At 63.1% G+C, this 18,327-nt stretch carries 22 protein-coding genes and 1 tRNA gene; 14 read left to right on the forward strand and 9 right to left on the reverse strand.

Going from position 1 to position 18,327, the window contains the following annotated elements; all coding sequences use genetic code 11:
- The first annotated feature begins 103 nt into the window (after positions 1-103).
- Positions 104-178, forward strand: a tRNA-Thr gene (locus tag V2I08_RS05000).
- A gap of 111 nt (positions 179-289) precedes the next feature.
- On the opposite strand, the gene V2I08_RS05005 is transcribed toward V2I08_RS05000, so the two are convergent.
- Complete coding sequence (locus tag V2I08_RS05005) at positions 290-1,180, reverse strand: LysR family transcriptional regulator (protein WP_349634097.1); 891 nt, start codon at positions 1,178-1,180, stop codon at positions 290-292.
- Between the two features lie 194 nt (positions 1,181-1,374).
- Here V2I08_RS05005 and bla point away from each other — a divergent pair, with 194 nt between their 5' ends.
- Positions 1,375-2,205, forward strand: a complete 831-nt coding sequence (bla, locus tag V2I08_RS05010) for a subclass B3 metallo-beta-lactamase (protein WP_349634128.1) — start codon at positions 1,375-1,377, stop codon at positions 2,203-2,205.
- On the opposite strand, the gene lepB is transcribed toward bla, so the two are convergent.
- The 4 genes from lepB to pyrE form a co-directional block, all read right to left on the reverse strand.
- Entirely contained in the window at positions 2,206-3,075 is an 870-nt protein-coding gene (gene lepB, locus V2I08_RS05015; RefSeq protein WP_349634129.1) for a signal peptidase I, read from the reverse strand.
- A 17-nt stretch (positions 3,076-3,092) separates the two neighbouring features.
- The gene (gene acpS / locus V2I08_RS05020) at positions 3,093-3,494 is read right to left on the reverse strand and encodes a holo-ACP synthase (RefSeq protein WP_349634098.1); all 402 of its coding nucleotides are present in this window, start codon (positions 3,492-3,494) and stop codon (positions 3,093-3,095) included.
- A gap of 160 nt (positions 3,495-3,654) precedes the next feature.
- Entirely contained in the window at positions 3,655-4,392 is a 738-nt protein-coding gene (locus V2I08_RS05025) for a pyridoxine 5'-phosphate synthase (RefSeq protein ID WP_310226970.1), read from the reverse strand.
- 3 nt (positions 4,393-4,395) lie between these two features.
- Entirely contained in the window at positions 4,396-4,977 is a 582-nt protein-coding gene (gene pyrE, locus V2I08_RS05030) for an orotate phosphoribosyltransferase (RefSeq protein ID WP_310226968.1), read from the reverse strand.
- A gap of 284 nt (positions 4,978-5,261) precedes the next feature.
- Here pyrE and coxB point away from each other — a divergent pair, with 284 nt between their 5' ends.
- From coxB to V2I08_RS05085, 11 genes are all read left to right on the forward strand, one after another.
- The gene (gene coxB / locus V2I08_RS05035) at positions 5,262-6,275 is read left to right on the forward strand and encodes a cytochrome c oxidase subunit II (RefSeq protein ID WP_349634099.1); all 1,014 of its coding nucleotides are present in this window, start codon (positions 5,262-5,264) and stop codon (positions 6,273-6,275) included.
- Between the two features lie 15 nt (positions 6,276-6,290).
- The gene (gene ctaD, locus V2I08_RS05040) at positions 6,291-7,985 is read left to right on the forward strand and encodes a cytochrome c oxidase subunit I (protein ID WP_349634100.1); all 1,695 of its coding nucleotides are present in this window, start codon (positions 6,291-6,293) and stop codon (positions 7,983-7,985) included.
- A gap of 90 nt (positions 7,986-8,075) precedes the next feature.
- Positions 8,076-8,984 (forward strand): heme o synthase, encoded by a 909-nt coding sequence (locus tag V2I08_RS05045; protein ID WP_349634101.1) that lies wholly within the window; start codon positions 8,076-8,078, stop codon positions 8,982-8,984.
- The gene (locus tag V2I08_RS05050; RefSeq protein WP_171899237.1) at positions 8,981-9,118 is read left to right on the forward strand and encodes a hypothetical protein; all 138 of its coding nucleotides are present in this window, start codon (positions 8,981-8,983) and stop codon (positions 9,116-9,118) included. Before V2I08_RS05045 ends, V2I08_RS05050 begins: the two co-directional genes overlap by 4 nt.
- Positions 9,118-9,693 (forward strand): cytochrome c oxidase assembly protein, encoded by a 576-nt coding sequence (locus V2I08_RS05055; protein ID WP_349634130.1) that lies wholly within the window; start codon positions 9,118-9,120, stop codon positions 9,691-9,693. Before V2I08_RS05050 ends, V2I08_RS05055 begins: the two co-directional genes overlap by 1 nt.
- Positions 9,694-9,730: 37 nt before the next feature.
- Positions 9,731-10,558, forward strand: a complete 828-nt coding sequence (locus V2I08_RS05060; RefSeq protein ID WP_349634102.1) for a cytochrome c oxidase subunit 3 — start codon at positions 9,731-9,733, stop codon at positions 10,556-10,558.
- A gap of 88 nt (positions 10,559-10,646) precedes the next feature.
- Positions 10,647-11,045: a DUF983 domain-containing protein gene (locus tag V2I08_RS05065; RefSeq protein WP_349634103.1), complete on the forward strand. Its 399-nt coding sequence runs from the start codon at positions 10,647-10,649 to the stop codon at positions 11,043-11,045.
- Entirely contained in the window at positions 11,042-11,677 is a 636-nt protein-coding gene (locus V2I08_RS05070; RefSeq protein WP_349634104.1) for an SURF1 family protein, read from the forward strand. Before V2I08_RS05065 ends, V2I08_RS05070 begins: the two co-directional genes overlap by 4 nt.
- A 44-nt stretch (positions 11,678-11,721) precedes the next feature.
- Positions 11,722-13,122: a threonine synthase gene (thrC, locus tag V2I08_RS05075; RefSeq protein WP_349634105.1), complete on the forward strand. Its 1,401-nt coding sequence runs from the start codon at positions 11,722-11,724 to the stop codon at positions 13,120-13,122.
- A gap of 80 nt (positions 13,123-13,202) precedes the next feature.
- Positions 13,203-14,072, forward strand: a complete 870-nt coding sequence (locus V2I08_RS05080; RefSeq protein WP_349634106.1) for a class I SAM-dependent methyltransferase — start codon at positions 13,203-13,205, stop codon at positions 14,070-14,072.
- A gap of 57 nt (positions 14,073-14,129) precedes the next feature.
- Positions 14,130-14,681 (forward strand): hypothetical protein, encoded by a 552-nt coding sequence (locus tag V2I08_RS05085; RefSeq protein WP_349634107.1) that lies wholly within the window; start codon positions 14,130-14,132, stop codon positions 14,679-14,681.
- A gap of 401 nt (positions 14,682-15,082) precedes the next feature.
- On the opposite strand, the gene V2I08_RS05090 is transcribed toward V2I08_RS05085, so the two are convergent.
- Both V2I08_RS05090 and V2I08_RS05095 read right to left on the reverse strand, forming a co-directional pair.
- Positions 15,083-15,355, reverse strand: a complete 273-nt coding sequence (locus V2I08_RS05090; protein WP_349634108.1) for a 3TM-type holin — start codon at positions 15,353-15,355, stop codon at positions 15,083-15,085.
- A gap of 10 nt (positions 15,356-15,365) precedes the next feature.
- Positions 15,366-15,905 (reverse strand): glycosyl hydrolase 108 family protein, encoded by a 540-nt coding sequence (locus V2I08_RS05095; protein ID WP_349634109.1) that lies wholly within the window; start codon positions 15,903-15,905, stop codon positions 15,366-15,368.
- Positions 15,906-16,170: 265 nt separating this feature from the next.
- Here V2I08_RS05095 and V2I08_RS05100 point away from each other — a divergent pair, with 265 nt between their 5' ends.
- Entirely contained in the window at positions 16,171-16,758 is a 588-nt protein-coding gene (locus tag V2I08_RS05100) for a PAS domain-containing protein (protein WP_349634110.1), read from the forward strand.
- Positions 16,759-16,808: 50 nt separating this feature from the next.
- Here the strand turns inward: V2I08_RS05100 and dapD are convergent, their stop codons facing one another.
- A complete protein-coding gene (dapD, locus tag V2I08_RS05105) occupies positions 16,809-17,645 on the reverse strand; it encodes a 2,3,4,5-tetrahydropyridine-2,6-dicarboxylate N-succinyltransferase (RefSeq protein ID WP_349634111.1) in 837 nt (278 codons plus the stop codon).
- Positions 17,642-18,313: a pyrimidine 5'-nucleotidase gene (locus V2I08_RS05110; protein ID WP_349634112.1), complete on the reverse strand. Its 672-nt coding sequence runs from the start codon at positions 18,311-18,313 to the stop codon at positions 17,642-17,644. The genes dapD and V2I08_RS05110 overlap by 4 nt, the downstream gene beginning before the upstream one ends.
- Positions 18,314-18,327: the final 14 nt, after the last annotated feature.

The raw sequence follows: 18,327 nt of genomic DNA on the forward strand, positions 1-18,327 counted from the left end.
AGCAAATTGCATCTTCCGCCGCAACCCGCCTTGACAAGGGCACCGCACGCAGCCATAGGCCCGGCTCCCAGCGCGATGAGCGCTTGCGGATGAGAAACAGAGTGCTGCTGTAGCTCAGTGGTAGAGCGCGTCATTGGTAATGACGAGGTCGGGAGTTCAATCCTCCCCAGCAGCACCATTTTTATCCCCTAAAACAGTGTTTAATCGAGATATCCCCACCAGGCGCGTAGCCGGGGATGAAAGAGGACATGGCACAGGTCGGTCGTCGCGATCCCGTTGAACCGTTCCGCTATGAAGATGGCTGGGGAGGCGTGGCTGCGCTGTCTTCCATCAGCCAGTCGCGAAACCGGCGCATCGCATCACTTTCGGGACGCGATATCAGGCGCGTCAGCCAGTAGCGGCCAGCGTCGATCGTGATTTTGAACGGCTGGACGAGGTGCTCCGACGCAAGCGCCTGGGTGAACATGGCGAGCGGCACGAGGGCGACACCAAGCCCGGCAGTTGCAGCCGAGGCCATCAGCGCCGAACTGTCGAAAATGGGACCGCGAAATACAGGTACGGGCACGGCCGCAGCGTCGAACCACAGCGCCCATTCGTCGGGACGGTAGGAACGCAATAGCTGTTCGTGGACGAGGTCGGCAGGCGACTTGAGCCGTGCGGCGATGACTGGTGCGCAGACCGGAGCCATCGGCGCTGCAAGCAATGGCTCCGCATGCGTTCCGTGCCAGGCGCCATCGCCGAAGCGTATCGCAAAATCGAGCGCTTCGCCCGCCAGATCGACGCGATTATTGTTGGTCGAGATGCGCAGGTCGATTGATGGATGCGCGCGCGCGAACGTGTCGAGGCGCGGCAGGAGCCAACCGATTGCGAAAGTGCCGACAACACCAACTTTCAGCGTCTCGCGGAAACGACCATCGGCATATTGGTCAAGCGTCGCGCCGACGCGATCGAAGGCATCGGCGAGCACCGGCACGAGTGCCTGGCCCTCATCGGTGAGCGCCAGTCCGCGCGGCAGGCGGTGGAAAAGGCGGGTGCCAAGGCGACGTTCGAGCTGCGCGACCTGATGGCTGACGGCACCCTGGCTGACGCACAGTTCGATCGCTGCGCGGGTGAAGTTGAGATGGCGCGCAGCCGCCTCGAATGCGCGCAGGGCGTTGAGCGGGAGTTGGGCACGATCCATGGCCCTGACATCGATTAATCTCATGGCTTTGTCGAGAAATCATGCTTTGTCACGCACGGTCTCGATTGGCATCCCGTTAGCGAAGGGAGACTGAAATGATCGTAATTATGGCAATCGCCATCATGGCCGCAGGTGGGGGCCACGCGCTGCAACCCAAGGTGATTACAGCCCAGGCGCACGGAGGCGTGACGAAAATGCGCGACCCGGCACCGGGCGCGACCGACCCGTTGACCCGCCCGATGGCCGTAGACCAGGCCAAAGAATGGCTTACGCCGTTGCCACCGGAAAAAATCTTCGGAAACAGCTATCTCGTCGGTTTTGGTGGGCTGAGCGTCGCGCTGATCGATACAGGGGCGGGCCTGATACTGATCGACGGTGCGCTGCCACAAGCGGCACCAGCGATACTGAACAATGTCCGCAAACTGGGGTTCGACCCGAAAGACATTAAATTTATTCTGAGCACGGAGCCGCATTTTGACCATAGCGGCGGGCTGGCCGCGCTTGCCCGTGATACCGGCGCGACGGTGATCGCAAGCGCGCGCGGTGCTGAAGGGTTACGGTCGGGAGTCCATGCCAAGGACGATCCGCAATTGGGCTATGGTGGCCGCTGGCCGCGCGTGACGCATGTGCGCGTGGTCAAGGACCGGGAGGTGTTGAGGCTGGGCCGCACGGCCATCACCGCGCACGCGACGCCGGGGCATACGATGGGCAGCATGAGCTGGAGCTGGCGGGCCTGCGACAAGAAGGCCTGCAAGACGATGTTGTTCGCTTCCAGCCTCAATCCGGTATCGGCCGATGGCTATCGCTATACCGCAGCATCAAATGCCGCGATCCTTAACGGCTTTGCGGCGAGCTATGCGCGTATGAACAAGTTGCCATGCGACATGTTGATATCCGCCCACCCCGACAATGCCGGCGAAGGGCGATATGACGACAAGCCGGGAGCGTGCCGTCGCTATGCCGACCGATCCCGGCAACTGCTGGCTAAGCGACTTGCCCGCGAACGCGGCGAAGCTGTGAAATAGCTATTGCGGGTTGGTAACGCTCGCCGGCCGCAGGCTGCTCCCCGCCCGCCCGCTGCGGAAGGCGTGGAACCAGGTCATCGGGTTCCAGCTTGAATCGCCGTCCAGGCTGAAAGTGATGAACTCGGCGCGGCCGCCGATCGCTTCCCAGGGCACGGGACCGCCCAGGCCATTTTCTTCCAGCGGCGCGCGGCTGTCGGCGCTGTTGTCGCGATTGTCGCCCATCAGGAAGACGTGGTTTTCCGGTACGCGCACCGGGCCATACCAATCGAGCGCGCTTGGCCCCATGTCGATGGTGAGATAGGTCTTGCCATTGGGCAGGATTTCCTGCCGCACCGGCAATTCGCAATAATCCCGGCCGTCTGCGCCCTGCTTGCGCGCACCGGGAAACTGCATGGGCGGGCAGGGGGCGTTGCCATCCACGGGCAAGCGCAAGGGCTTCAATATCCGCTGCTTTACCGCCACGCCGTTGAGCAGCACCTGCCCACCGCGCACTTCGATGATGTCGCCGGGCAGGCCGATCACCCGCTTGATATAATCTTCGCGCCTATTTTGCGGCGACACGATGACGATGTCGCCGCGCACCGGCAGCCGCCCGAAGATCCGGCCCTTCATAAAGGGGAGCGGATGGAAGCTGGGGGAGACATAGGACCAGCCATAGGGGAATTTGCTCACCACCAGCCGATCGCCGGTCAGCAGCACCGGCATCATCGATTCGGACGGGATATAAAAGGGTTTGGCGACGAAGCTGTGGAACGCCAGCACCGCCAGGATCAGCAGCGTGATGCTTTTGATCTCCTGCCACCAGTTGACGTCCGACTTGGGCGTCGCGGCCTGGGGTGGGCTATGCGCGTCGGTGGTCGTGTCGTGCAGGCTGGTGGGATCGGTCGTCACAGGGGAAGCGCCTCGATAATGACAAAGGCCTGCGCCCAGGGATGATCGTCGGTCAGGGTCAGGTGGATGACGGGTCTATGCCCCGCCGGCACCAGGCTGTCGAGCCGGGCTAGCGCGCCTCCGGTAAGGTTGAGCGTCGGCGCGCCCGATGGCGCATTGACTACGCCGATATCCTTCATGAACACGCCTGCCTTGAACCCGGTGCCGACCGCCTTGGAAAAAGCCTCCTTGGCGGCGAAGCGCTTGGCCAGCGTTCCCGCCTTGGTAAAGGGGCGGCGATTGGCCTTGGCCTGCTCGACATCGGTGAAGACGCGGCTCTCAAATCGCGCGCCGAAACGGTCGAGCGAATTGGCGATCCGCTCGATATTGCAGAGGTCGGAGCCTAAACCGATGATCATTATTCCTCCCCGGCACGGGGAGGGGGACCGCCGCGCAGCGGTGGTGGAGGGGGCAGGATGAGCGCGCGCTCCTTCGAGATGTCGCACCAAGAGGCACTCCCCCTCCACCAGCCTTTGGCTGGTCCCCCTCCCCGTGCCGGGGAGGAATGCGCACAACCCATCACCGCGCCAGATCCATCTGCCGCCGCATTTCGCGAATGCTGCCTTCCAGCCCGCCGAAGATCGCCTCGCCGATCAGGAAATGGCCGATGTTGAGTTCAGCGACCTGCGGGATGGCGGCGATCGGCGCGACATTGTCGAAGGTCAGGCCATGGCCCGCATGAGGCTCGATGCCGTTCTTGGCCGCCAGCGCAGCAGCATCGGCCAGCTTGCGCAATTCCACCGCGCGCGCTTCGCCGCTCAGATGCGCATAGGCGCCGGTATGAAATTCCACCACCGGGGCACCCAGCCGGATCGCCGCGTCAATCTGTGCTGCGTCGGCCTCGATGAACAGGCTGACGCGAATGCCCGCATCATTGAGCGCCGCGACGATCGGCCGTAGCGTCTCGAACTGCCCCGCCGCGTCCAGCCCGCCCTCGGTCGTGCGCTCCTCGCGCTTTTCCGGGACGATGCAGGCAGCGTGCGGCTTGTAGCGCAGAGCGATGTCCAGCATCTCCGCCGTCGCTGCCATTTCCAGATTGAGCGGCACGCTGAGCGCCGCCATCAGCGTCGCGACATCTTCGTCGCGAATATGCCGCCGGTCCTCGCGCAGATGGGCCGTGATGCCGTCGGCCCCCGCCTTCACCGCCAGCAGCGCCGCCTTGACCGGATCGGGATGATCCCCGCCGCGCGCATTGCGGATGGTCGCCACATGGTCGATATTGACGCCCAGGCGCAGCGGTGCGGGGGAATGGGGCATCGGCTAGACCTTCCGGCTGCCCGGCTTGATTGCCGGGATCGCCGCCAGTTCGGGCGGCAGGGCATCGGCGTCATAGACCGGGAAATTGATCGACACGAGTGGATAGAAGGGCACACCGAGATCCACCTCACCCGCCGAGCGGTCGACCAGCGCGGCTTCGGCGATGACGACGCCGCCTTCGGCCGCGACCGCTTCAATCGCCTGGCGCGAAGACAGGCCGGTGGTGACGACATCCTCCACCATCAATATTTTCTGTCCCGGCGATATGGCAAAGCCCCGGCGCAGTTCGAACGTCCCTTCGGGCCGTTCGAGAAATACCGCGTCCTTGCCCAGTGCGCGGCCGACTTCATGACCGATGATGAGGCCGCCCATGGCTGGCGAAACCACCAGGTCGATCTCCTGTCGCAATTCGCGTGGCAGCTTCTGCACCACGGCCAACGCCAGCCTGCCCGCCCGCTCGGCGCTCATCAGCACGCGGGCGCATTGCAGGTAATTGGCGCTGCGGCGGCCCGAAGACAGGATGAAATGTCCTTCGAGCAACGCCCCCGCCGCCCGGAATTCCGCCAAAACTTCTTCGTCCGTCATGCCGTTTATCTATCCTGTCGCGCGGTCCGGCCCCTGTTTGACGCGGCCCGCTTCCCTGTCGGCATGGCGCGCACAGGCGCGCCATGATCGCGCCCCTGTGCGCGCAGCAGCGAAATAGGGGCCGGAAGGGAACGTTGCAACAGCGAAGAAAATCTGCTCCTGCTAGCTTGAGGCATCAAAAAACCATGCCTATAAGCCGCGGCAGAACCGACCGGGCGGGGACGATGCGCATTCGCGCGTCTTCGTTGCAGCGGCGCCAAGGGGTTACGGGGTAAGAAGACGCTATGAAACAGGTCAAATCGCTCGTTCTCGCAGGATTGTTGGCTTTCGCGCCGACAATGGCGATGAACGGTCCGGCGTTCGCGCAGGACAATGCCGCCGTCGCCGCACCGGCGGCGGAGACTGTCGCCGCGCCTGCTGATTCGGCTGCGCCCGCAGCGACGGTCGCCGCGCCGCCGCGCATGAAGCCGACCGAAGGCATCGGCATGCCCAAGCCGGGCGAGATCACCCTGCAGGAACAATTTACCTCGACAGGCAAGAGCGCGCGCTGGCTGCATGACGTTATGCTGCTGCCGCTGATCACGCTGATCTCCATCCTCGTGCTGGTGCTGATGCTTTATGTGATGGTGCGCTATCGCCGCAGCGCCAACCCCGTGCCATCCAAAACGTCGCACAACACCTTCATCGAAGTGATCTGGACGGTCGTCCCGGTCATCATCCTGCTGGTGATTGCGGTGCCCTCGATCGGTTTGCTCGCCGACCAGTATAAGCCTGCGCCCAAGGATGCGCTGACCGTCAAGGTTACGGGCTATCAATGGTATTGGGGCTATGAATATCCTGATGCCGGCATCCCCGAATTTGTATCGAACATGCTGACCAAGGAGCAGGCGAAGGCCGGTGGCGAACCGTTTCAACTGGCCGTCGACAATCGCCTGGTGCTGCCCGCCGGTCGTCCGGTCAAGCTGATCATCACTGCCGCTGATGTGATTCACAGCTTTGCGGTGCCGTCGCTCTGGGTGAAGATGGATGCCGTTCCCGGCCGCCTGAACGAAAAGAGCTTCACCATCGAAGAGCCTGGCGTCTATTATGGCCAATGTTCGGAACTGTGCGGCGCGCGCCATGGCTTCATGCCAATCGCGATAGAAGCCTTGCCGCCCGAACAATTTGACCAGTGGGTGCTGTCGCAAGGTGGCAAGCTGCAGAATGGCACGGCTGCGCCCGATGGGCCGATGGGCCCGCAGCAGGGTAGCTCGCTGCCCGCACCGCCGTCCGGCGACATCGGCAACAACGCGCTTTAAGAGGGCAGATACGCCATGACCACTATCACCGCAGATCATCACGGCGATCATGCTCATGATCATCATGACGCCGATCACAAGCCGGCCTTCTTCCAGCGCTGGTTCATGTCCACGAACCACAAGGACATCGGCACCCTCTATCTGATCTTCGCGATCTTCGCCGGCGTCGTCGGTGGCGCGATTTCGGGCCTGATGCGTATCGAACTGGCAGAGCCGGGCATCCAGTATCTGCAGGGCTGGGCCAACATCCAGCACGCCATGCTGGGCGCGGAGCCTGCCTCGCTCGATCAGGCCTATCATCTGTGGAACGCGCTGATCACGGCGCACGGCCTCATCATGGTCTTCTTCATGGTGATGCCCGCGATAATCGGCGGCTTTGGCAACTGGTTCGTGCCGATCATGATCGGCGCGCCGGACATGGCCTTCCCGCGGATGAACAATATCAGCTTCTGGCTGCTCATCCCTGCCTTTGCGCTGCTGCTCGGCTCGGCCTTCGTGCCCGGTGGCACCGGCTATGGCGCGGGCACTGGCTGGACGGTCTATGCCCCGCTGTCGACCAGCGGTTCGGCTGGCCCGGCCGTCGACATGGCGATCCTGTCGTTGCACATCGCGGGCGCTGGCTCGATCCTGGGTGCCGTCAACTTCATCACGACCATCCTCAACATGCGCGCGCCAGGCATGACCCTGCACAAAATGCCGCTGTTCGTGTGGTCGGTGCTGGTCACCGCCTTCCTGCTGCTGCTCGCGCTGCCGGTCCTCGCTGCCGCGATCACCATGCTGCTGACTGACCGCAACTTCGGCACCACCTTCTATGATGCAGCCGGTGGCGGCGATCCTGAACTCTACCAGCATCTCTTCTGGTTCTTCGGTCACCCCGAAGTCTACATCATGATCCTGCCCGGTTTCGGCATCGTCAGCCAGATCATCTCGACCTTCAGCCGCAAGCCGGTGTTCGGCTATCTCGGCATGGCCTATGCCATGGTCGCGATCGGCGTCGTCGGCTTCGTCGTGTGGGCGCACCACATGTTCACCACCGGCATGTCGGTGAATGTGAAGATGTATTTCACCGCCGCCACCATGGTCATCGCGGTGCCTACGGGCATCAAGATCTTCTCGTGGATCGCCACGATCTGGGGTGGGTCTATCAGCTTCAAGACCCCCATGGTCTGGGCGCTGGGCTTCATCTTCCTCTTCACCGTGGGCGGCGTGACCGGCGTTGTGCTGGCCAATGGCGGCGTGGACGACGTGCTGCACGACACCTATTATGTTGTGGCGCACTTCCACTACGTCCTTTCGCTGGGTGCCGTGTTCGGCCTGTTCGCAGGCTTCTACTACTGGTTCCCGAAAATGTCGGGCCGCATGTATAATGAGTTCCTCGGCCACCTGCATTTCTGGGTGTTCTTCGTGGGCGTGAACCTGCTGTTTTTCCCGATGCACTTCTTGGGCCTGTCGGGCATGCCGCGTCGCTATCCCGATTATCCGGAAGCCTTCGCCTATTGGAACAAGATCGCCAGCCATGGTTATGAAATCATGGCCGTCGGCATCCTGATCTTCTTCATCAACATCTTCTGGTCGCTGGCGGCCGGTAAGAAGGCCGCAGGCAATCCCTGGGGTGAGGGCGCAACGACGCTGGAATGGACCTTGTCCAGCCCGCCGCCCTTCCACCAGTTCGAAACCCTGCCCGTGATCGACGATGCCGCGCATCACTGATCGCAGCACGGACTGACATGATCGGGGGCGGGTGATGGTCGCCCGCCCCCCTTATGCTATATGCCCCCAAATGGTGGGGCCGGAACCGATATGACGACCGCGACGATGACATCGACCCCGATTACGGCCCATTGGCGCGACTTCCTCGCGCTGACCAAGCCGCGCGTCATGACGCTGGTGGTGTTCACGGGTCTGTGCGGGCTTCTCGCCGCGCCTGGTTCCATCCATCCGGTCCTCGCCTTTACGGCCATCCTCTGCATCGCGCTTGGCGCAGGGGCGGCCGCCAGCCTCAACCAATGGTATGAGGCGGATATCGACGCGAAGATGAAGCGCACCGCCAATCGGCCGCTGCCCGCCGGGCGGATGGATCGCCAGTCGGCACTCCATTTCGGCGTTGGCCTGTCCTTCTTCTCGGTCATCCTGATGGGCATGGCGACCAACTGGCTCGCCGCCACGGTGCTGGCCGTCTCGATCCTTTTCTACGTCTTCGTCTACACCATCTGGCTCAAGCCCCGTACGGCGCAGAATATCGTCATCGGCGGCGCGGCAGGCGCATTTCCGCCGGTCATCGGCTGGGCGGCTGTTACTGGCGATATCACCGCGCTGCCGGTCGCGCTGTTCATGCTGATCTTCTTCTGGACGCCGCCCCATTTCTGGGCGCTGGCGCTGTTCGTGAAGACCGATTATGCGGCCGCTGGCATTCCGATGCTGCCCGTGGTGTCGGGCGAAGTCGTCACCCGCCGCCAGATCTGGTTCTACACTGCGATCATGGCGGTTGCGGCCATGGCCCCGGTGCTGCTGCGCCTGACCGGGCCGATCTACGGCACCGTTGCGCTGCTCGGCACAGCATTGTTCGCCGTCTTTGCCTTCCAGGTCTATCGCCGCCGCGAAAGCGATCAGACGCGGATGCAACCGGAGCGGCGCTTGTTCAAATATTCTATCCTCTATCTTTTCCTTCTCTTTGGAGCAGTGGTCGTCGACCGCTGGGTAATGGCATGACCCCCGAAGAAGAAGACATCATCCGCGCCCGGCAGAAGTCCCGCTCGCTCGTCACGGGCCTGCTACTCGGCTTTTTCGTCATCCTCTTCTTTGCCATCACCCTGGCGAAGATCGGCACGAGCGATACGCTATGATGGCCACACTACCGCCGTCCCCCTTCGATCGCGACCGGCGCAACCGCCGGACGATGCTCACCATGGCGGGCGTCGGCCTGTCGATGCTGGCGCTCGGTTTCGCGTCGGTCCCGCTCTATCGCATCTTTTGCGAGCAGACGGGCTTCGGCGGCACCACCAAGCGCGCCGATGCTAATGTGACGGTGCAGGAGGCGGTCGGTCATACCATGTCGATCCGCTTCGATTCGAACGTCCAGCCGGGCATGCCCTGGCAATTCTACCCCGAACATCGGACCGATACCGTCACCGTCGGACGCAAGGATATGGCGATCTTCATCGCGAAGAACATGTCCGACAAGCCGGTGACCGGCACGGCTAGCTTCAACGTCACGCCGACCCAGGCGGGCGCCTATTTCACCAAGATCCAGTGTTTCTGCTTCACCGAGCAGACCTTGCAGCCGGGGCAGGAGGTGCGGATGCCCGTCCTCTATTTCGTCGATCCCAAGATCCTCGACGATCCCGACAACAAGGACACGCAACAGATTACGCTGAGCTACACATTCTACCCGGTTGAGCCGGGCAAGAAGGCAAGCTAAGGCAAGCAACGATAACGCGAACAGGGAAGAGCACGTCATGGCAGGCGCCAAGAATCACGATTATCATATTCTCCCGCCCAGCATCTGGCCGTTGTTCGGTTCGATGTCGGTGCTGATCATGGCGTTCGGCGCGATCATGTGGATGCATCCCGATGCGCTGCCCGCTGGCGGCGGCTGGGTGTTCATGCTTGGCCTGGCCGGCGTCCTCTTCACCTTCTATAGCTGGTGGGCGCATGTCGTCGCCGAAGCCCATGCGGGCGACCATACCCCGGTCGTGCAACTCCATCTGCGCTACGGCATGATCCTGTTCATCGCGTCAGAAGTGATGTTCTTCGTCGGCTGGTTCTGGGCGTTTTTCGATTTCGCCCTGTTCCCCAGCGAACTTCCCCCGATCGACGGCCTGTTCCCGTCCAAGGGCGTGGAAGTGATGAATGCGTTCGAACTGCCTCTGCTCAACACGCTGATCCTGCTCTGTTCGGGCACGACCATCACCTGGTCGCACCATGCGCTGATCCACGGCGATCGCGATGGCATGATCAAGGGTCTGTGGTGCACCATCATCCTGGGCGCGGTCTTCTCCTGCGTGCAGGCCTATGAATATGCCCACGCCCCGTTCGACTTCGGCGGCAACCCCTATAGCTCGGCCTTCTACATGGCGACCGGCTTCCATGGCTTCCACGTTCTGGTCGGCACGATCTTCCTGATCGTCAACCTGGCGCGCGCCTATAAGGGCCACTTCACCCCACGCCAGCATTTCGGCTTCGAAGCGGCCGCCTGGTACTGGCACTTCGTCGACGTGGTGTGGCTGTTCCTCTTCGTCGCCATCTATGTCTGGGGTGGCTGGGGCGCGCCGGTTCACGGCTGATCGGCGTCATAGCGTAAAACAACTATCGGCCGGGGATGCGCTCCCCGGCCATTTTCTTTTATGCGCTCGGTCGCTATGCCGTGGAGCGATGATCACGCCCACCGAACCCGCTCGACCCACCACGCCGCTGCTGATCGATGCGGCGCGCGGTGCCTGTCCGCAATGTGGCGCGACCGGGATGTTCGAGGGTCCAGTACGATTCGCGCCGATGTGCGAGGGGTGCGGCCTCGACTATGACCAGTTCAACGTGGGGGATGGCCCGGCGGCGTTCCTGACGTTGATCGTCGGTACGCTGATGGTCATTCTGGCGCTGACATTCGAGTTGAACCTGCATCCGCCGCTGTGGGTTCATGTGCTGCTATGGACGCCGCTGACCACATTGGCCGTCATCGCCTGTCTCCGTCTCGCAAAGGGGTTGCTGCTGACCCTTGAATATCGCAATCGTGCTCGCGAAGGGCGTGTGGCACCAAAAGGCCCCGACGCATGACTCGGACGCGCATTCCCTTGATTCCCACGATCATCGTCGCGCTGGCGGTGTTGGTGATGATTGGCCTGGGCATCTGGCAGATTGACCGTCGCGGGGAAAAGGAAGCGGCGCTGAATCTGGCGGCCAGCAATCCCGGCAAGCCGCCCGTCGCTTTTCCGGCGATGCCCCCGGTCGGACCCGACCTGCTTTTTCGCCCTTCATCGCTCCATTGTCTGCGCGTCATTGGCTGGCAGGTGGAGGCCGGTCGTGCCGCCGATGGCAGCACCGGCTATCGCCATATCGCCCAATGCGCGACTGGCGCGGAAGGACCGGGCGCGCTCGTCGCGGTCGGCGTGACGCAGCGGCCCGATGCCAAGCCCGATTGGACCGGCGGACAGATCGCGGGATGGATCAGCGAAGAGCCGGACCATCGCGCACTCATTTCGCGCATAGGCGGCAAGGCGACGCCGCTGCGGCCCATGCTCATCGCGCGCACCGCGCCAGCGGGCATGAAGGCGAGCGCGCCGCCCAGCGCAGCCGATGTTCCCAACAATCATCTCGCCTATGCGGTGCAGTGGTTCTTCTTCGCGGCCATTGCCATCGTCATCTATATTCTCGCGCTGCGTCGCCGGAACGCGCCCAAAGCCCCGTAAATACTTGCCCAGCGGCGCAGGGGTCGCTACCGCGCTTTCCCATCATGCAATATCAAAGCACCAGGGGGAGCGCGCCGTCGCTCGGTTTCGAGGATGTGACGCTGGCGGGGCTGGCGTCCGATGGCGGGCTGTATCTGCCGACAAGTTGGCCAAGTTTCTCGGCGGACGATATTCGCGCCCTTGGCGGTCTGTCCTATGTCGAAACCGCGGTGCGGGTCATGACCCCCTTCGTCGCCGGTTCGCTGACCGAAGAAGAACTGCGCGAACTATGCACCACCGCTTATGGCCGGTTCAGCCATCAGGCGGTCGTGCCGCTGGTGCAGCTCGATCATCAGCATTGGCTGCTTGAACTGTTCCACGGCCCGACGCTGGCATTCAAGGATGTCGCGCTGCAATTGCTGGGGCAATTGTTCGAACGCTTCCTGTCGCGCCGCGATGATCATCTGACCATCGTCGCCGCGACGTCGGGCGATACCGGATCGGCGGCGATCGACGCGGTGGCGGGTCGCGAGAAGATCGACATCTTCATGCTCCATCCCGATGGCCGCGTGTCCGATGTCCAGCGGCGGCAGATGACCACGGTGCGCGCGCCCAACGTCTATAATATCGCGATCGACGGCAGCTTCGACGATGCGCAGGCGCTGGTGAAGCGGATGTTCAACGACGCGGATTTCTCGCGCCGGTTCAACCTGTCAGCCGTCAACTCGATCAACTGGGCGCGGTTGATGGCGCAGGTCGTCTATTATTTCTACGCCGCCGTCCGCTTGGGCGCCCCGGAACGGCCGGTCGCCTTCTCGGTCCCCACCGGCAATTTCGGCGATGTGTTTGCGGGCTATGTCGCGGCGAAGATGGGGCTGCCCGTCGCCAAGCTCATCGTTGCCACCAACGTCAACGACATCTTGCATCGCGCCTTGTCCGACGGCGATTACAGCCAGGGTCAGGTCGTGCCGACCGCGACGCCCAGCATGGACATCCAGGTCAGCTCCAATTTCGAGCGTCTGCTGTTCGACGCGGGCGGGCGCAATGGCCAGGCGCTGGCCGACCAGATGCGCGGGTTCGAAGCCAGCAAGGCGATGCGCCTGACCAACGCCCAGCGCGACGGCGCGGCAGCGCTCTTCTCTTCGGCACGCATTGATGCCGACAGCATGACCATGGCGATGCGCTGGGCCTATGACGGATCGGGGCAGATCATCGACCCGCACAGCGCCATCGGCCTTGCCGCCGCGCGCGAGGCTGGCGTCGATGCGTCGATCCCGGTCGTCACGCTGGCAACCGCGCACCCGGCCAAGTTCCGCGATGCAGTCGAGCGCGCCACCGGCACCCGTCCACCGCTCCCCGCGCGCGTAGGCGACCTGTTTGCGCGCGAGGAAAGCTATGTGAAGCTGCCCGGCACGTTCGAAGCGGTAACCGCCTATGTCGCCGAGCGCGCGACGCCCAGGGCATAACCAACTCCGTTCGGTTCCAGCTTGTCGAGAACCGGATGCGCGAGGGTTCTCGACAGGCTCGAACCGAACGGGAAACTGCTATGGAACTCAAAACCCTCATCGGCGAACCCTGGGCCGATTATGGCCTGATCGATTCGGGCAACGGCCGGAAGCTGGAGCGCTATGGCCGCTACCGTTTCATCCGCCCCGAACCACAGGCCATGTGGGCACCCGCAACCGACGACTGGAAGGCCGACGCCGAATTCGTCCCTGGATCGGACGAGGATGGCGGCGGTCGCTGGTATTATGACCAGCCGGTCCCGGCCGATGGCTGGCCACTGCGCTGGCAGGACGTGACCTTCCAGTCAAGTTGCACCCCCTTCCGCCATCTCGGCTTCTTCCCGGACATGGCCCCCGTGTGGGACTGGATGCGGGAACGCACCGCCGACAAGGCGGAGGCCGAAGTCATGAACCTGTTCGGCTATACCGGCGTCGGCACGCTCGCCATGTCAGCCAGCGGCGCGCGCATGGTCCATGTCGATGCCTCCAAGAAGTCGGTGGCGCAGGCCCGCGCCAATGCCGATCTGTCCGGCATGGCGGACAAGCCGATCCGCTGGATCGTCGAGGATGCGGCCAAATTCGTCGCCCGCGAAGTCCGACGCGGTCGCCGCTATGACGGCATCTTGCTCGACCCGCCCAAATATGGGCGCGGCCCCGATGGCGAAGTCTGGCGACTGGAGGAGGATTTGCCCGCCCTCATCGCCAATTGCCGCCAGTTGCTTGATGCGGACAGCCGCTTCCTGTTCCTGACCGTCTATGCCGTCCGCATGTCGGCGCTGGCGATCGGCGAATTGCTGCGGCAGGCGTTCGCCGACCTGCCCGGCACGGTCGAGGTCGGGGAACTGACGGTGCGCGAGGAAGCACGCGGACTGCTGTTGCCTACCGCCATCTGGGCGCGCTGGCGGCGCTAAGCGTCACTTGGACCTTTTCGCCTTGAGCCGCCCGCCCGGCTCCGGCATGGGTTGGTGATGCGCTTCATTCCTTCCTTTGCCGCCCTCTCGCCCCTGCTGATCCTGCTCGGCTCCTGTGTCGGCCCCGCGCAGCGCGCACCCGCTCCAGCGCCAACGCCAGCGCCACGACCGGCTCCGTCTGCGCCGCCGATCGCGCCCGCCAGCCCCGCGCCCGTGACCACCGAATGGCATAATCGCCCGACGACACCCGGCAACTGGACCTACCGGACAGAACCGACCGGATCGGTCGCGTCATTCGGCCCCGCTGCGACCACTCCGCAGCTCGCCTTCCGCTGCGACCGGGCGACGAGCCGGATCGTCATAATGCGCATGGGAACCGGGCAGGGAGCAATGACGCTGCGCACGAGCTATGGCGCTGTCCTGTGGCCGACCACCAGCATTGCCGCGCCGCAACCGCAGGTCCAGGCCATCCGCGCCGCGTCGGACGTCACGCTGGACCAGATCGCCTATAGCCGGGGCAAGTTCGCAGTGGAGGTGCAAGGGCTCGCCCCGCTGATCCTGCCTGCCTGGGCGGAAGTCGCGCGGGTGATCGAGGATTGCCGGGGCTAGGGGATTTCGACGCACTCGCCAAAAGCGCGGACGAAGAAGTATGATTCGAAAATAAAATTTTTCAAGCCTTGATCATCCTCCCCACCTGATTCACATTCGCCTTGTGGACGGGCCAAGGGCAGATGCCTGAAGCAGGCCACGCGGGCTTCAACATAGCGAAAGGAGGTGATCCGATGTCTCATGGTTCAGCAATGGGGTCGGTCAAGTCCATTCGGGAAATGCGCCGCTGAGCGACGCCGTGCCGTCGATCCTCCCTGCAACGGGATTTTAAGCGCCAACAGGCAGGCCATCCCCATACAGGCAGGATAGCGCGACAAACATTTCCCCTGGGCGGCACTTTCGGCCGCTGACCATGTCAATGATGGGCCGTCGAACCTTGCGTTCGGCGGCCCCTCTCATGTCTATCGCTCAACGCCCTTCGCTTTCCCCCAGGCGCGCGCGGCGGTGTAGCCGAGATAGCCCGTGCCAAAGAGCGCATAAAGCGGTTCGGGCAGGGCGTTGAAATAGGCGCGCATCCCGTTGATGATCGCGCTGGCTACTGCTGGTCGCCAGCCTGCCACCAGTCCCATCGGCACCGACCAAAGTAGCAGCGCGTAGATGACATAGAGGAAGGTCGGCCGCGCCCGCCGCGTCCAGGGATCAGCCGCGTCGGCCGCCTCGCTTGTTTGCGTCATACGCCCCTCCTTAACCGATACGGTTGGCGAGCCAGCCATAGAGAAAAGCTTCATTGGCGGGGCGGCTTTCGGCGAGCGCGATATAGCGTTCGCCCTGCATCGCGTCGATCGCCTTGAACAAGACGCGCTCTCCCGCTGCCCCACGCAGAGCGCGGAAGGCGCGCAAGGCACCAAGGGTGCGCGCGCCAATCACCCGGTCAAGCTTGAGGTCGGGATAATCCTGCTGGTTGCGATTGAGCGCGTTGAGCGCGCGTTGCAAAAAGCCGGTGGCTGTCGAAACGCCCATATTAACCGCCGTATCAAACAGTTCGGCGGCGATGGCGGGCGCCAGTTCGGCGACAAAGCCATAGCCAGGCTGGTCCCAATACAGCCGTCGATAGATCGCCACCGCCTGCGCGCGGGGAAGCGCTTGCATTGGCCCGGCATAACCATTGGCCCGCGCTACGGCTTGGCTAATGCCCCAATGGGTCGGCCCACCGCGATCGGCCGGATGGTTGCTATAGCCACCCTCGCGCGCAATGACTTCGTCGATCAGGTCCGCAACGTCCATATCCGCCTCCTCATGGTAAGAGGCGAATCATTTATCCCATATGGTTATATGTAGGACAGCGGAAAAATGCGGGCGGCACCATAGGGATGGCGTTGCCGTCGCGCGCAAGAGCGTGGATCGTGGCGGAATCCCCTAACAGGACTGGGAAATTCCGTCATCCCTCTCGCCCCGCCCTTGCAGAAACCATTCCATATGGGGCAATATGCACCAAAGGGTGCGGTTCATTCTCTGTAGCCCGCTCCCCTCGATGCGAGTGCGTTTGTCCATGCCTCTTTCCGAAATGATTGCCAGCAGTGCGATCCCCGCCGTGATCAGCGATCCGCGCCTGCCCGACAATCCGATCATCGATTGCAATGCAGCCTTCATGACGCTGACCGGCTATAGTCGCGACGAGATTATCGGGCATAATTGTCGCTTCCTCAAAGGGCCGGCGACCGAAGCGGAACGAACCGACGAATTGCGCCAGGCCGTTCGCGAGAAACGTCCGGCAATCGTGGAATTGTGGAATTATCGCAAGGACGGCACGCCGTTCCGCAACGCGGTGATGGTCGCGCCGATCTTTGGCGACGATGGCGAGGTCGAATATTTTCTCGGATCGCAGATGGCGGTGGGCGAACCGGATGGGCAGGCGGCGAAGCGATCCGCAGAAGCGCGGCTGCGGATCGACGCACTGACCGCGCGCCAGCGGGACGTGCTGGTGGCGATGACGGCGGGCAAGCTTAACAAGCAGATTGCCTGGGACATGGGCCTGACGGAGCGCACGGTGAAGATGCACCGCGCCGCCATGCTCAAGGCGCTGGGCGTGCGCACCGGGGCGGAAGCGATCCGGCTGGCGATCGAGGCTGGTTACTGAGCGGCGGCGGGCGGGTCGGCACCCCGGTAACGAACGCCGACCCGTCAGAATCAGTCGCGCAGCAGGTCGTTGATGCCCGTCTTGGACCGGGTCTGCGCGTCCACCCGCTTGACGATCACCGCGCAATAGAGGCTGGGGCCAGGCGTGCCGTCGGGCAGGGGCTTGCCGGGCAGGCTGCCGGGGACGATCACCGAATAGGGCGGTACTTGCCCCATGAAGATTTCGCCAGTGGTGCGGTCGATGATCTTGGTCGACTGGCCGATGAATACGCCCATCGACAGCACCGATCCCTTGCCGATGCGGACGCCTTCGACCACTTCGGACCGCGCGCCGATGAAGCAGTCGTCTTCGATGATGACGGGATCGGCCTGCAACGGCTCCAGCACGCCACCAATGCCCACGCCGCCCGACAGATGGACATTTTTGCCGATCTGCGCGCAACTGCCCACCGTCACCCAGGCGTCGACCATCGTGCCTTCATCGACGAATGCGCCGATATTGACGAAGCTGGGCATCAGGATCGCATTCTTGGCGATATGCGCGCCCGCCCGCGCGAAGGCACCCGGCACCGCGCGGAAACCGGCGGCGCGGAACTCCGCCTCGCCCCAACCAGCAAATTTGCTCGGCACCTTGTCCCACCAGAAACCGCCGCCCGGACCATTTTCGATCAGTACATTGTCGTTCAGACGAAACGACAGCAGCACGGCCTTCTTGAGCCACTGATTGACCTGCCAGCCGTCCGCCGTCGGTTCGGCGACTCGGCCCTTGCCACTGTCGAGCAGGGCCAGTGCTTCATTGACGGCATTGCGGATCGCGCCCTGCGTCGAAAGGCTGACATTGGCCCGGTCGTCCCAGGCGGCGTCGATCGTGGCGATAAGGTCGGTCATGCGGTTTCCCCAAGGATGCTGGCCAGAAACGGCCTCAGATGGTCGGTTTCGAAATCGATGAAATCGGGATGATGATCGTGATTGCCCGCTTCGGACCCGTTATTGACCCAGATGGTCGCCATGCCGATCGCCTTGGCGGGCGCCAGATTGCGCGCCATATCCTCGAAAAAGGCGGCGCGGGTCGGGTCGATGGCATGGACCCGGCACAGTTCGGCATAGCCCGACGGATCGGGCTTGGGGATATATTGGCAGGCGTGAATGTCGTGGATCAGCTCGAAGGTGTCGCCCAGGCCGAGCTTGTCCAGCACCCGCCCCGCATAGGTTGCGTCACCATTGGTGAAGATCAGCCGACGGCCCGGCAATGCGGCGATATGCGCGTTGAGATCGGCATCGACCTCCAGCCGGTCCATCGAAATATCATGCACATAGTCGAGGAAATCATGCGGTTCGATGCCGTGATGATGCATCAGCCCCGACAGCGTCGTGCCATGCTCCATGAAATAGCGCTTCTGCGTTTCGCGGGCGACATGCTGGTCGCATCCCAGCAAGCCCTGGATGAACTCGCCCATCTTCACGTCGATCAGCGCGAACAGGTCCGCCTTCGCCGGATAAAGCGTATTGTCCAGATCGAAGATCCAAGTGTCGACATGATCCAGCGCGCCAATCATGGCCGCGCCCTAAT

Origin of the sequence: Sphingobium sp. MK2 (genome assembly GCF_040170545.1) — a bacterium.
Classification (GTDB): domain Bacteria; phylum Pseudomonadota; class Alphaproteobacteria; order Sphingomonadales; family Sphingomonadaceae; genus Sphingobium.

Excerpts from the sequence above, each read along its gene's own strand:
- V2I08_RS05005 (WP_349634097.1), bottom strand. The coding sequence starts at position 1,180 with ATGGATCGTGCCCAACTCCCGCTCAACGCCCTGCGCGCATTCGAGGCG.
- bla (WP_349634128.1), top strand. The coding sequence starts at position 1,375 with ATGCGCGACCCGGCACCGGGCGCGACCGACCCGTTGACCCGCCCGATG.
- acpS (WP_349634098.1), bottom strand. The coding sequence starts at position 3,494 with ATGATCATCGGTTTAGGCTCCGACCTCTGCAATATCGAGCGGATCGCC.
- V2I08_RS05025 (WP_310226970.1), bottom strand. The coding sequence starts at position 4,392 with ATGCCCCATTCCCCCGCACCGCTGCGCCTGGGCGTCAATATCGACCAT.
- pyrE (WP_310226968.1), bottom strand. The coding sequence starts at position 4,977 with ATGACGGACGAAGAAGTTTTGGCGGAATTCCGGGCGGCGGGGGCGTTG.
- coxB (WP_349634099.1), top strand. The coding sequence starts at position 5,262 with ATGAAACAGGTCAAATCGCTCGTTCTCGCAGGATTGTTGGCTTTCGCG.
- ctaD (WP_349634100.1), top strand. The coding sequence starts at position 6,291 with ATGACCACTATCACCGCAGATCATCACGGCGATCATGCTCATGATCAT.
- V2I08_RS05045 (WP_349634101.1), top strand. The coding sequence starts at position 8,076 with ATGACGACCGCGACGATGACATCGACCCCGATTACGGCCCATTGGCGC.
- V2I08_RS05050 (WP_171899237.1), top strand. The coding sequence starts at position 8,981 with ATGACCCCCGAAGAAGAAGACATCATCCGCGCCCGGCAGAAGTCCCGC.
- V2I08_RS05055 (WP_349634130.1), top strand. The coding sequence starts at position 9,118 with ATGGCCACACTACCGCCGTCCCCCTTCGATCGCGACCGGCGCAACCGC.
- V2I08_RS05060 (WP_349634102.1), top strand. The coding sequence starts at position 9,731 with ATGGCAGGCGCCAAGAATCACGATTATCATATTCTCCCGCCCAGCATC.
- V2I08_RS05065 (WP_349634103.1), top strand. The coding sequence starts at position 10,647 with ATGATCACGCCCACCGAACCCGCTCGACCCACCACGCCGCTGCTGATC.
- V2I08_RS05070 (WP_349634104.1), top strand. The coding sequence starts at position 11,042 with ATGACTCGGACGCGCATTCCCTTGATTCCCACGATCATCGTCGCGCTG.
- thrC (WP_349634105.1), top strand. The coding sequence starts at position 11,722 with ATGCAATATCAAAGCACCAGGGGGAGCGCGCCGTCGCTCGGTTTCGAG.
- V2I08_RS05080 (WP_349634106.1), top strand. The coding sequence starts at position 13,203 with ATGGAACTCAAAACCCTCATCGGCGAACCCTGGGCCGATTATGGCCTG.
- V2I08_RS05085 (WP_349634107.1), top strand. The coding sequence starts at position 14,130 with ATGCGCTTCATTCCTTCCTTTGCCGCCCTCTCGCCCCTGCTGATCCTG.
- V2I08_RS05090 (WP_349634108.1), bottom strand. The coding sequence starts at position 15,355 with ATGACGCAAACAAGCGAGGCGGCCGACGCGGCTGATCCCTGGACGCGG.
- V2I08_RS05095 (WP_349634109.1), bottom strand. The coding sequence starts at position 15,905 with ATGGACGTTGCGGACCTGATCGACGAAGTCATTGCGCGCGAGGGTGGC.
- V2I08_RS05100 (WP_349634110.1), top strand. The coding sequence starts at position 16,171 with ATGCCTCTTTCCGAAATGATTGCCAGCAGTGCGATCCCCGCCGTGATC.
- dapD (WP_349634111.1), bottom strand. The coding sequence starts at position 17,645 with ATGACCGACCTTATCGCCACGATCGACGCCGCCTGGGACGACCGGGCC.
- V2I08_RS05110 (WP_349634112.1), bottom strand. The coding sequence starts at position 18,313 with ATGATTGGCGCGCTGGATCATGTCGACACTTGGATCTTCGATCTGGAC.